Below are 12,601 nucleotides of genomic sequence, written 5' to 3'. Positions count from 1 at the left end.
CCTCAGGGACGCGTCGCAATGAAGCCGCCGACCTCACGGACCTCTTGTGTGATGAATTCACCCGTGGCCGGGTCGATGCCCACCGGCCCTTGCCCTTCGACCACCACGATGCCCACAACCTCTTCGCCGTTCGGTCCCGCGAACAGGCCCGACCAACTGCCCGACTGGGTCACTTCACCGTCCGAGCGCACCGCGCTCGCATCCGACGAACTGATCGTCCAGGTGTCAAAGTTGATCTCCGCCGTGGCCAGCGACAGGAAATCCGCGCGGCTCAGGTCCGCGATATTCACCCCGTTGGCGTCAAAGAATTCACGGCTCACGATCAGCCCCTCGACCGCGCCAGTCACGTCGAAATCCTGAATATCCACGTCGATCAAAGACACGCCAGAGACATACTCCATCCGCGTGCCGGTGGTGTCGTCGACCACCGTCCGCACCGCCGCGTATTCGCCGGTAAAGACATAGGCGTCATTGGTGTTGGGCAGCGCGCCCTTGCCGTCCAGCCGCTGCGCCACCGCGCCGCCAAAGCCAAACGACAGGTAGCGGTCAGACCCGACCGCGCCGACCTGACTGAACCCGGTGGCCGAGCGCCGGAACACCGCAAAATACTGCGATCCGCCCCCCGGACCGGCGGCGTTGCGATAGGCGTCAAAGCCGGTTGTCGCCAGCGCCGCACTGGGCGCGGCGTTTCGGGTATAGACGTTCTCGCCCGCCAACGCCTGATTGCTGTCGAACGGCAGGTTGTTGAACACCAGTTCCCCGGTCGCGGGGTCAAACGCCATCTCGTTGACCGTCAGATCCGCCGAGGCGTTTTTCAACTCGCTGGTATACAGGTTGTCCGGATCGGGATCGGCATCGGGGTCCACCGTGCCGCCATCCACGGCATCCGGTTCCGCGATCAGGGGTTGCGCGCCGGTGCCGATACCGGAGCTGCCACCGCTGGTCAAAGTGGCCGGATCACAAGCGGCAAGGGCGCTCGCCAATGCGAGCGCTACGATAGTGCGATACATGAAACTGCCTCTGGTTTAGTCTTTTATTTTGTCCACAGGGTGCGCAGCGCATCGGCAAAAGTCAATCGCGGGCAGCGGCACCCGTCCGGATGTGCGGCATAATCATCCCACACCGCCCGCTTCCGCCCCCTTGCCAAATGCCGTATCCCAAGGGCACGACACCCGGAGAGGCCCACCATGCAGCAATACCTAGACGCCCTGCGCACCGTTCTGGACCACGGTCAGGACACATCCGACCGCACCGGCACCGGCACCCGCAGCTATTTCGGCCTGCAATGCCGCTATCCGCTGGCCGAGGGCTTTCCCCTTGTCACCACCAAGAAACTGCATCTGCGCAGCATCGTGCATGAACTGCTGTGGTTTCTCTCCGGCTCCACCAACATCCGCTATCTACAGGACAACAAGGTCCGCATCTGGGATGAATGGGCGGATGAAAACGGTGACCTTGGCCCGGTCTACGGCCACCAGTGGCGTCACTGGCCCGGCCACAGGGGCACCATCGACCAGATCACCACCCTGCTGGACCAGATCCGGACCACGCCCGATTCACGCCGCCTGATCGTCTCCGCGTGGAACCCGGCGGATGTGCCCGACATGGCGCTGCCGCCCTGCCACACGCTCTGGCAGGTCCGCATTCTGGGCGGCAAGCTGCACCTGCAACTCTACCAGCGCAGCGCCGACATGTTCCTTGGGGTGCCGTTCAACATCGCCTCTTACGCGCTGTTGCAAGCGATGCTGGCCCATGTCACCGGGTACGAGCCGGGCGATTTCATCCATTCCATCGGCGACGCGCACATCTATTCGAACCACATGGATCAGGTGGCCGAACAACTCTCGCGCACGCCCCGCCCCCTGCCCGCGCTCCAGATCACGCGCCCCGTCACCGACCTCTTCGATTTCCGGTACGAGGATTTCGCCTTTCCCGGCTACGACCCCCTGCCCGCCATCAAGGCCCCCGTGGCCGTCTGAGGAAGACCCCTATGATCACCCTCATCGCCGCCCACGACCGCAACCGCGCCATCGGCAAGGACGGCGACATCCCCTGGCACCTCCCCGAAGACCTCGCGATGTTCAAACGCGAAACGCTGGGCGGCGCGCTGATCATGGGCCGCCGCACATGGGAGAGCCTGCCGTTCAAGCCGCTCCCCAAACGCCTGAACATCGTGGTGTCGCGCGACACGTCGTTGCATGAGCATGTGGTTGGCTCCGTCGAAGAGGCCATCGCCCTGGCGCAATCGCTTGGCTATTTCCGAGTGTATGGCATCGGCGGGCAAAGGATCTACGAGGCGATGCTGCCCTTGGCGCACCGGTTGTTGATCACGCATGTGGATATAGAGGTCGAGGGCGCGGACGCGTTTTTCCCGGAGATTGGGGAAGGGTGGCGGGAGGTCTCCAGATTGAACCTCCCATCCGTCCGCCCTGCGGCCACGACCCTTGAATATATGTCCGCAGCGTGACGCCGATGTCGCCCCGGACGGGTCCGCACCCTCACCGCCCCCCCGTCCCGGACCTGATCCGGGACCTCTGACCACCCCTCCCCCCACATCCCATGCGCATGCTTTGTGCATCCTCTGTGCATGACTTGTGCCTGCCCCTTTTCGCCCCCCGCCCGCTCTGCCATACTCGCGCCCAATCAATCAGAACAAACCGAGCACGCACATGGCCGACGATCTCCTCAAAGCGACCGAAGTCTCCACCTATGACGCCTCCTCCATCGAGGTGCTTGAGGGGTTGGAGCCCGTCCGCAAACGCCCCGGCATGTACATCGGTGGCACCGACGAACGCGCCCTGCACCACCTTGTGGCCGAGGTGCTCGACAATTCCATGGATGAGGCCGTCGCCGGGCACGCCAACCGGATCGAAGTCGCCCTGCTGGCGGATTACTCCATTGAAATCAAGGACAACGGCCGCGGCATCCCGATTGATCCGCACCCCAAGTTTCCCGGCAAATCCGCGCTCGAGGTGATCCTGTGTACCCTTCACGCGGGCGGCAAATTCTCCGGCGACGCCTATGAAACCTCCGGCGGTTTGCACGGCGTCGGCGCGTCCGTCGTCAACGCCCTGTCCGATTCCATGGTTGTGCAGGTCGCCAAGAACAAAGAACTGTACGAACAGCGGTTTTCGCGCGGCATCCCCCTTGGCCCCGTCGCGCAGATCGGCGCCGCCCCCAACCGGCGCGGCACCACCGTCACCTTTCACGCGGACGAAGAAATCTTTGGACATCATAGGTTTAGGCCCGCCCGCCTGTTCAAGATGGTCCGCTCCAAGGGCTATCTGTTCTCCGGGGTCGAAATCCGCTGGAAGTCCGAAATCGACGACGGTGAAACCCCGACAGAGGCCACCTTCCACTTTCCCGGCGGCCTGTCCGACTACCTGACCGAAACCTTGGGAAAATCAAGCACCTACGCCGATAAACCCTTTGCCGGAACGGTTGATTTCAAGGAAAAATTCAACACGCCGGGCAAGGTCGAATGGGCCATCAACTGGACCCCCGCCCGCGACGGGTTCATCCAATCCTACTGTAACACCGTCCCCACGCCAGAGGGCGGCACCCATGAAGCCGGGTTCTGGGCCGCGATTCTCAAGGGCATCCGTGCCTATGGTGAGCTGGTAAGCAACCGGAAAGCCGCACAAATCACCCGCGATGACCTGCTGACCGGCGGCTGCGCGCTGGTGTCCTGCTTTATCCGCGAGCCGGAATTTGTCGGCCAGACCAAGGACCGCCTTGCGACGACAGAGGCCCAGCGCCTTGTCGAAAACGCCGTCCGCGACCATTTCGATAACTGGTTGGCATCAGACACAAAATCCGCGGGCGCGATCCTCGATTTCCTTGTCCTGCGCGCAGAGGAACGCCTGCGCCGCCGTCAGGAAAAGGAAACCGCCCGCAAATCCGCGACCAAGAAACTGCGCCTGCCGGGCAAGCTGACCGACTGCACCAACAAGAATCGCGAAGGCACAGAGATCTTCATCGTCGAGGGCGACTCGGCCGGGGGATCGGCCAAAGGCGCGCGGTTCCGCGAGACGCAGGCACTGTTGCCGCTCAAGGGTAAAATCCTGAACGTGCTGGGGGCCGCGTCGAACAAGCTGACCTCCAACGCCGAAATCCGCGACCTGTGTGAGGCGCTTGGCGTCAGCCTTGGCACCAAGTTCAACATCGACGACCTGCGTTACGAAAAGGTTATCATCATGACCGACGCGGACGTGGACGGCGCGCATATCGCGGCGCTGCTGATGACGTTTTTCTACACCCAGATGCGCCCGCTGATCGACAACGGGCACCTCTATCTGGCCTGCCCGCCGCTGTACCGGCTGACGCAGGGGGCCAAACGCCTCTACGTGGCCGACGATGCCGCCAAGGAGGCCGCACTGGCCAAGGGTCTGGGCGGCAAGGGTAAAATCGACGTGCAGCGGTTCAAGGGTCTGGGGGAGATGGACGCCAAGGACCTGAAAGAGACCACGATGGACCCGTCCTCGCGGACCCTGATCCGCGTGACCATCGACGAGGACGAACCGGGTGAGACCAGCGATCTGGTCGAGCGCCTGATGGGCAAAAAGCCCGAACTGCGCTTTCAGTACATTCAGGAGAATGCGCGGTTTGTGGAGGAGTTGGATGTTTGAGTGATGACGATGCAATGACCAATACAATTTGCAGGTCGCCTCATGCCTTCAAACGACTGGGCCGTTCGATTGTTATCGGTGCGCTTTTCGGATCCGTCGTGATCTCCGGTCTATTGGTTCTTACGGCAGGGCTTGACGGCATGATGCCAACCAAAGCCGAATATCAAGCTGTTTTTCCCGACCATGACTATACGAAGTACGTTGTTAACACTCTTCTCAATTTACTGCCGAAGGCCGCGCTCGCCGGAGCGGTCGTTGGTGCTTTTATTTCATTTGCCCGGTGGGCATTCTCGAAATGAACTGAGCTTCGGCTGCAACAAACCAATGGCAACCAGAACGCCAAGGACGATGCACGCTCTGGCGCGACGCGCCTTCGGTCCTTGTCCCCCACCTCGGTCTGCCATTCGACCGTAGGCCGGGCTTCAGCCCGGCAACCCCCACCCTCCCCACAAACAATATTTTCATCCCCCGCCGCTTCCCGTCTTGCGCGACACAAAAGACACCACACATGTCCCCCTGCATCCTGCAAGATGCCTCATCGGTGTCATCGCCCTGCTCCATGTCAGGCAACCCTGCCCCCTCTGAGCGTCCCAATCACCGGCCCGCAGCCGGTTCGTGTCGAAAGAGGAAGACCCATGTCCAAGGAAAAGAACCGCGGAAACCGCGAAACGAAGAAGCCCAAGAAGGAAAAGGTCAAGGTGCTGGCCACCGCCAACAGCAACGTCGGCAAAGAGCCGGTGATCGCGGGCAAAGCCGTCGGCAACAAACTGTCGGGCAAATCGGGCGGTAAACCCTCCGGCAAACCGGGCGGCGCTGCCTGATCCCACACGGCTTGACTGGCGCGGTCCCCTGCGGCCCGGACAAGGGGTCGCACCCGCGCCAGCAGGATGCGCACACCCCCTTCGCCGCCGTCAAAATGGGAGTATGACGTGTCTACAAAATCCCATCGCAACACCGCTCTTTCTTAACGAGATGTAAATTCGTCTCTGTAACCTATTGATTTTACATCATGCCCCCCCGTGTCCACGCGTGGACAGCCCTGCGCCCTCTTGCCAAGCGCGCCACCCCCGGCCACTCTCATTCCATGCGCCGTCTCGCCCTTTTTCTCCTGCTGATCCTCACCGCCTGCGGCCGTCCCCTGACGCCGAATGAGGCCGAATTTCTGCGGGCTTTTCACGGCGACGCCCTCAACCCCAAAAAGGTGCGCGTGCTCGACGGCAACCCCGCCGGATCGGTCACTTATAAAATCCCCGTCCGCCCCCGCACCACCTGTCAGGAACGGATCTGGCCGCCGCTCGACACCGCCAAGACGGTCACTGTCTCGCCCGCCGCGACGGTGCTGTTCAACAAGATCCTCTTGCGGGACGACATCTACCGGGCCGATTTCCTCAAGGGCTATCCCGACCAGATCGACCTCTTTGACGCCATGCTCTTTGCCCATGAGGCCACCCATGTCTGGCAGTGGCAAAACCGCAAGCTGACCGGATATCACCCGCTCAAGGCCGCGCGCGAGCATGCCAACAGCAAGGACCCCTATCTGTTCGACACAGAGCAGATGCGCGATTTCCTTGAGTTTGGATATGAACAGCAGGGCAGCATCGTCGAGGAATACGTCTGCTGCCGCCTGCTGGACCCGAACGCGCCGCGCACCTCACGGCTGCGCGGCATGATCGGAAAATACATGCCGGTCGACCGGATGGACGCCGCGATTGATCGGCCAAGGGTCCTGCTGCCTTGGAAGGATGTGCAGACCGACGGCATCTGCCGCGCGTGACTCACTCGATCCGCTGGATCTCATACAGATAGGCCACCAGATCCACCACCGGCTGCGAGGTCAGGATCGGCTGGCCAGCGGCGGTCTTCATCGGGACATCGAAGGCCCCCTCGAAGTAGTCGCCATAGACCGGCATCGGTGAGCCATGCGCCACCAGCGGATCGCGTCCATCGATGCGCTTGACGACGCGCGCCACGGGAAAGACACCGCCATTCCGGATCGACAGTTCCGTCAGGTCGGCTGGCGGGATCGTCAGTATCCCCGCCATCGGCCCGTCACCGCTGCCTTCCAGCCCGTGACAGGTGGCACAATGGGTAAAGTAGTGCGAACGGCCGATGTCCGCGTCCTGCGCAAAGGCAGGGGCGGCCAAAAGACAGAGCATGGCAAGGCGGGCAATCATGGGCGGTGCCTCCTGTTCCCAAACGCCGCGAGTCTGCCACCGCGACCCAGACCGGACCATGACGCGCATCAATATGGGCGAAACGCCGGGGCGTGCTATCTTTTGCCGAAACGGAGGATGGTGATGCGCTGGATGATCCTTGTGGGGCTGGTCTGGGCCGGGGCGGCGATGGCTCAGGACACCGACCTTGAACTGGTGCTGCTGGCCGATGCCTCGGGCAGTATCGACCAGCGCGAGATCGCCTTTCAGCGGCAAGGCTATGCGCAGGCGATTACCGACCCAGAGGTCTTGGCCGCCATCGCCAACACCGCCTATGGCAACATCGCCGTCACCTATGTGGAATGGGCGGCCAATCAGGCCGTCGTCGCAGAGTGGACCCTGATCGACGGCCCCGACGCCGCCGCCGGATTTGCCGCTGCGCTGACCTCAAAACCGCGGCAGGCCTATGGGCGCAACGCCATTGGCGCGGCCCTTGTCGAGGCGTTGCGCCTGATGGACACCAATGAGTTCGACGGCTGGCGGCGGGTGATCGATTTCTCCGGCGACAGCGTCAATTCCTACTCTGGCCCCACAATCGCAGAGGCCCGCGCGCAGGTGCTGGCCGCAGGGGTCACCATCAACGCGCTGCCGATCCTGCGCCCCGGAGATCCGGGCCGCGCCCATGGCGGACTGGAGGCGCGATATCAGGAGATGATCATTGGCGGCCCCGGTGCCTTTGTTGTCACGGCAGAAACGCGGGAGTCCTTTGCCGAGGCGGTCAAACGCAAGCTGATCCTCGAAATCTCGGGGACAATGCCCGACGACCGGACTCTTGCCCGCCGCTAGGCCTGTTTCAACTGACCGCCGTCAGGTGGGCTGCCGGGTGGCAAGCCTCTTGTGGCCATGCCATTGGCGTGCCGTCACAGCGCAATTCCGCAAACCCCCGGCCAAAGCGGCGCGGATGGGCCTGCACCTGAAGGCTGCGCCCGTCCAGATCGCGAAAGGCCAGTCCGGCGCTGCGATTGTCACGCTCCAACCGGTCGCGCAGCAGGTGCAGCGCGATGGCCTGACCCAGACGCAGGTCCTGTATGTTTTCGGCCGGGAAATAGCCGCCGGTCACGCAACGCATCAGCGCCACGTTGGAGGCAAGCCGATCCACCTGATCCTCCAGCGCCAGCGCCGGGCCGCTTTTGCCCACCGCCTGCAACTGTGTGCGGGGCGAGGTGTCGAAGACCGCTTTGAGCAATGTCGCCAAGGCCCCGGCGACGATGCCATGCGGGGCAAGGTCGGAGGGGTTCAGGTGCTGCCGCTCAGGCCCGGCCAATGGAAGGAAAAGGCTGAGGTCAAAGCGTTGCGGCCCCCGACGCGCGCGGTTCGCGCGGCTGACCCAATGCAGCAGGTTGGGCGCGGCGCTGGCCAGTTCCTCAGCCGCCATGCGATAAACATCGTCCTGCTGCCGACCGTGCCGCCCTTCTTCCTGCGCCAGCCAGACGGTCATCTGCGCCGCAGTCACCGCCGGTCGCGGCATCCGGTCGGGCCGGGACGCCTGTGTCTGGGCAAACTGGCGGGCCATCGCCTCTGCCTCGGCCATCAGCGAAAACAGGCGCGACCCGGTCCAGAGCGACGGCCCCGGCAGACCCGCCGCCACGTCGACGCCCCGCGCCAGCGCCACCAGCGCCGCGTTGTGAAAGGGGCGCGCCGGTTGCGTCTGGTGCAGCGCCTCGGCGCGGTCACTGAGGCTGGGCGTCTGTGTCGCGCGCACCGGCCCCCACGGCAGGCGCAGCCCGGCCCGGCTGTGTTCCGCGCACCAGCCGATCCATTCCGACATCGGGGCCCCTTCGGACGGCCAGGTTTCGGCACCGTTCGGGTGGCGCGCGACCACATGATCGCTGTCCCAAAGCGCCGACAGGACCGGTCCGCCGCCGCGCAGGGCCACACCGCCACGCAGGAAACTGTGCAGGGTCAACTGCCCTTCGCTGTTGCAGCGCAGCGCCCGGCGCTGGGCCACCTCATCATGCCGCGCATCTGCGGACAATGCGCCCGCAGCGGTCGGGACCAGCGTTTTGCCCGCATCGAACCAACTGAGGTTGCGCAACTCACACAACAGCTCATGCATGGTAAAGCGGGTGGCCCCATCGATGCGCACCGCGCAATGCGGGTCCAGCAGCGCCTCGGCGCGCAAATCCTGTACCAGTCCCAGCGCAAAGAGTTCCGCCATATCGGCCGCCAGTTCCGGTGCCGACAGGCAGGGCCCCTCCGGTACGGCGATGCGGTCGCGCACAGACCGTCCTGTGCCGCCGCCGTCGATCACGGCGAACCTCGTCACACCGCTGTTCCGTGTCATGGTCGTTCCCCCAAAACCCAAAGTCTTCCGCCCAAAGTTGACGGTACGTTACCCGGACATTGCATGGCCTCCGTGAACGAACCGCAAATCCAACGCAAATCCGCCGTGACGCGGGCATGAAATGACGCGGCCCGGTCACGATTTCATCACTCGGGCGGCGTGAATTCTACGCAAACCACTGGCCGCCCGGCGCAGGTTTCCTTGACCCCTTCCCGCAAATTGCCTTTTCTGGGCCTGCGGGGATTTTCCGCGTCGGATCAGGGGGATCATCATGGCACATGTCTGGACAGCGCCGCGCGGACACGCCTTTCGCGATGCCTATCTCGACTGGTCGCGGCTGATCGGGATGCGTCGCGACATGCTGCCCCCGGCACGCCCGGATCGCGGCACAGAGTACGCGCCGGTTTTTGTCCGGCTGGTGCCGTCAGCGGATGTCGTTGCCGCCCGCAGCGGCCTGCGTGATCTGGTCGAGGACGGGGAATCGCCGTTCCTGATGGATGCGGTCGAACTGACGGCGCTGAAGGCCCGGATCGACCGACCGCAGGACCTGTCAGACCTGCCCGATGAGTACATGGTCTTTCGCCGCGTCGGGACGCCCGACGGCGCGCAGGCGGCCCTGTTCGAGGTGCTCGACAGCGGCATGCCGGTCCAGATCGACACCGCGGGGCCCCTGCCGGACCCGTCCGCGCCGGTGCCGCCCTCGCCGCATCCCGGTCAGCCCATCGTGGCGATCCTTGATGACGGCATCGGGTTTTTGAACGCGCGCTTTTGCCGGACGGGTGCCGACGGTCTGCGCCGCACCCGGTTTCATGGCCTTTGGTTGCAGGCGCTGGAACAGCATGACACCCCTCCCAAAGGCACGCTGGCCGGGCGCATTCTGGGAACAGAAGACATCAACGGCTTGCTTGAGGACGGGGATGAGCGCGCCAGCTATGCCGCGCTCAACTCTGCGCTGTATCCGGGCCAGACCCGCGACGAGACCGGATTCGGCACCACACACGGCACCCATGTTCTGGACCTTGCCGCCGGGGCCGATCCGGCGGACGCCAATGACCCCGCCCGCAACTGGCCGCTGCTGGGGGTGCAATTGCCGCCGGAAAGCATCGACGACACCTCTGGCACATGGTTCGAAAGCTATCTGGTCATGGGGCTGCGCTGGATTTTGCGGCAGGCGCGGCAGGTCGACGCCACCGCCCCCGTTATCGTCAATATCTCGCTTGGCGTGCTGGCCGGGCCAAAGGACGGCACCCGGTTCGTCGAATATCAGATGGCCCGCGAAGCGCGGCATTGGGAACAGGTGACGGGCCAGCCCGTGCGGCTGGTCTGGGCCTTTGGCAACAGCTATCGCAGCAGTCAGGTTGCCTGCTGCCGACCTGGATCGACCACACAAGACATCGCATGGCGCGTCCAGCCGGATGACGAAACCGCAAGCTTTTTGGAAATCCACTGCCGGGACGGTGCCTCGACCGGCATCGCGGTCGGCCTGACCACGCCAGAGGGCGTGTTCTCTGGCCTGACGGCCCTGCAACCGGGTGAGATCCGCTCGCTGGAGCGGCCCGACGGTGCAGCGCTGGCGCGGCTGTATCACGTGCCCGCGCACCGCCTTGACGCGGATGCGGAATGCGCGGCGCACTACGTCTTGGCTCTTGCCCCGACGCGGGGACAAAAGGCCGGCGAACCGCTGGCCCCCTCTGGCGCATGGACCGTATCGGTCAAAGGGGGCGGAGACGTCTGGTTGCAGGTGCAACGCGACGATGCGATCCGGGGATCGGAAGCGCGCGGGCGGCAGTCCTATCTGGACCACCCTGCCGCCTATGACTGGGACCCGCTGCGCGCCGCCTATATCGCGCCGGGCGCGGGGCCGATCACGGATGAGGGGTGCCATAACGCATTGGTCACAGCCGCATGCCGTCAGCTTTTCTGCGTTGGTGCGGCGCAGCGCACAGCGCACGCAAGCGGTCAAAGCATCGGAAATTTCCGGCCCGCCGCCTATTCCGGGCAAGGTGCGTCCTGGTCCGTGCCGGGGCCAACCGTCGCCACGGTCATCGGTGTCGGCGCGTTTGCTGGGGGCGTCCGCGCCGCTGGCACGCTGAGCGGCAGCACCCGGCGTCTGTCCGGGACCAGTGCCGCCGCCGGGCGATTGACGCGCGCGCTAGCCCTGTCGGCGGATCGGATCACCGCCAACGCGACAGACCCTGCCTCGACCAAACTGGACGATATCAACCCGGCATTTCTGGTCCTGACCGAAACACCCGACGCGCGTCTGGGCGAGGCCGTGGTTGATCTGCCAGACCGCCTGCCCGCCTGCTGAGCAGCGCGCCGCTCAGCAGCGCGCGCTTACCATTCGTCCTTGGCCTCATCCCACATCTTGGCCAGCCAGCCGGGGACCATACCGGGGGACAGCGACAGCGTGCCGGTCTTGATCTCAGCGGGGGTCTCCAGCGCCTGCGCCATGCGGGCAAGGGTGAAGTCACCGTCATACCCGACACCGTGGAACACCCGTGTGCGGGTTTGCGTGGCCCCGTCCAGCAGGTTGATCAGCGCCTCGGCCACGGTCACGCCCAGCACAGCCCCGGCCATGCTGTCCGTCGGGAAATGCACACCTGCCACGGTCCGGTTCATCGCAATCCGTTCCGCGTGGCGATAAAGTTCGCTGCCCGCCCTGATCTGTTCGACCGGGTCAACCGGCGCGTTCAGGAACAACCGCGACAACAGGGTGGCGCAGGCAAAGGCCTCTGTCGCATGTCCCGAGGGCCACGCGCCGTGGCCCGGCGTCTGGATCAAGGGCTGCACCTTACGCGACATCGAGATTGGCCGCGCCACGTCAAACCCGTGTTTCAGCGGCATCTCGATCGACGTGCACAGCCGCAACATCGCCTGATTGAGCGCAAGGCTCCACTTGGTCGCGTCGGGTGCCATGTAGCCGACAAGGCCAAAAAAGCTTTGGATGTCGCCGGTCTGCATGATGATTTCGTTCAGCCGGTCGCCGCGCAGGTCGGCGTAGGTCCGCAGGTAATGCAACTGCTTGGCCGCAAGATGCGCGCTGGTTGGTGCCTCCAGCGTGACCAGAGCAGCGCCGTTCAGCCCAACGGTGCCGGTGGCCGGTTTGTCTTTGGTGGCGCTTTCCAGCGTGACGCCGAACATCCCGTGCAGGCAGGCATCCATCAGCCCCCGCCGTGGCCCCGTCGCCATCGCCTTCAGTGCCTCCCAGCCGCTGCGCCCGTCCTGTTTGGGGGTCCGGTCGGCGGTGCCGTCCCAATGGCCCACGGTCCCGTCCCGCGCCGTCCCCAGCGCCGCACTGGAGAACGTATTGTCCGGCCCCGCCTGCGAATTTTCCGCCGCCTGACTGTTCTGCGAATTTTGCGAATTCTGGGAGTTCTGCGAATTCTGACTGTTTTGCGAATTCTGCGAGTTCTGTGAATTGTAGAGACCGGAGACAGGCATGGCATCCTCTTCTTTTTCGGGCCGATTTTTTG

12 protein-coding genes are annotated in these 12,601 nt (G+C 64.2%); 8 read left to right on the top strand and 4 right to left on the bottom strand.

Annotation, left to right across the window (positions count from 1 at the left end; translation table 11 throughout):
• Positions 1-2 precede the first annotated feature (2 nt).
• On the bottom strand, positions 3-1,010 hold the full coding sequence (locus ACN0S5_RS15370) for a hypothetical protein (RefSeq protein ID WP_417209606.1): 1,008 nt from the start codon (positions 1,008-1,010) through the stop codon (positions 3-5).
• A 177-nt stretch (positions 1,011-1,187) separates the two neighbouring features.
• On the opposite strand from ACN0S5_RS15370, the gene ACN0S5_RS15365 reads away from it, so the two are divergent.
• From ACN0S5_RS15365 to ACN0S5_RS15340, 6 genes are all read left to right on the top strand, one after another.
• Entirely contained in the window at positions 1,188-1,979 is a 792-nt protein-coding gene (locus tag ACN0S5_RS15365; protein ID WP_417209605.1) for a thymidylate synthase, read from the top strand.
• An 11-nt stretch (positions 1,980-1,990) separates the two neighbouring features.
• A complete protein-coding gene (locus ACN0S5_RS15360; RefSeq protein WP_417209604.1) occupies positions 1,991-2,467 on the top strand; it encodes a dihydrofolate reductase in 477 nt (158 codons plus the stop codon).
• Between the two features lie 202 nt (positions 2,468-2,669).
• Positions 2,670-4,628, top strand: coding sequence for a DNA topoisomerase IV subunit B (gene parE / locus ACN0S5_RS15355; protein WP_417209603.1), 1,959 nt, complete (start codon positions 2,670-2,672; stop codon positions 4,626-4,628).
• On the top strand, positions 4,625-4,927 hold the full coding sequence (locus ACN0S5_RS15350; protein ID WP_417209602.1) for a hypothetical protein: 303 nt from the start codon (positions 4,625-4,627) through the stop codon (positions 4,925-4,927). Before parE ends, ACN0S5_RS15350 begins: the two co-directional genes overlap by 4 nt.
• A gap of 336 nt (positions 4,928-5,263) precedes the next feature.
• Complete coding sequence (locus ACN0S5_RS15345) at positions 5,264-5,449, top strand: hypothetical protein (protein WP_417209601.1); 186 nt, start codon at positions 5,264-5,266, stop codon at positions 5,447-5,449.
• A 188-nt stretch (positions 5,450-5,637) separates the two neighbouring features.
• Positions 5,638-6,402: a hypothetical protein gene (locus ACN0S5_RS15340; RefSeq protein ID WP_417209600.1), complete on the top strand. Its 765-nt coding sequence runs from the start codon at positions 5,638-5,640 to the stop codon at positions 6,400-6,402.
• Between the two features lies 1 nt (position 6,403).
• Here the strand turns inward: ACN0S5_RS15340 and ACN0S5_RS15335 are convergent, their stop codons facing one another.
• A complete protein-coding gene (locus ACN0S5_RS15335; RefSeq protein WP_417209599.1) occupies positions 6,404-6,802 on the bottom strand; it encodes a c-type cytochrome in 399 nt (132 codons plus the stop codon).
• A 123-nt stretch (positions 6,803-6,925) separates the two neighbouring features.
• Between ACN0S5_RS15335 and ACN0S5_RS15330 the strand changes: the two genes are divergently transcribed.
• Positions 6,926-7,627 (top strand): DUF1194 domain-containing protein, encoded by a 702-nt coding sequence (locus ACN0S5_RS15330; protein ID WP_417209598.1) that lies wholly within the window; start codon positions 6,926-6,928, stop codon positions 7,625-7,627.
• Positions 7,628-7,634: 7 nt separating this feature from the next.
• Here the strand turns inward: ACN0S5_RS15330 and ACN0S5_RS15325 are convergent, their stop codons facing one another.
• Positions 7,635-9,125 (bottom strand): bromoperoxidase, encoded by a 1,491-nt coding sequence (locus ACN0S5_RS15325; protein ID WP_417209597.1) that lies wholly within the window; start codon positions 9,123-9,125, stop codon positions 7,635-7,637.
• 271 nt (positions 9,126-9,396) lie between these two features.
• Here ACN0S5_RS15325 and ACN0S5_RS15320 point away from each other — a divergent pair, with 271 nt between their 5' ends.
• Entirely contained in the window at positions 9,397-11,436 is a 2,040-nt protein-coding gene (locus ACN0S5_RS15320; protein ID WP_417209595.1) for a S8 family serine peptidase, read from the top strand.
• A 26-nt stretch (positions 11,437-11,462) separates the two neighbouring features.
• Here the strand turns inward: ACN0S5_RS15320 and ACN0S5_RS15315 are convergent, their stop codons facing one another.
• Entirely contained in the window at positions 11,463-12,569 is a 1,107-nt protein-coding gene (locus tag ACN0S5_RS15315) for a phosphatase PAP2 family protein (protein WP_417209594.1), read from the bottom strand.
• Positions 12,570-12,601 lie beyond the last annotated feature (32 nt).

The organism is Antarctobacter sp. (genome assembly GCF_048262615.1).
Taxonomy (GTDB): Bacteria; Pseudomonadota; Alphaproteobacteria; order Rhodobacterales; family Rhodobacteraceae; genus Antarctobacter.
Note: the sequence above shows the minus strand (reverse complement) of the source record. Positions and strands in the feature narration are given on the sequence as shown.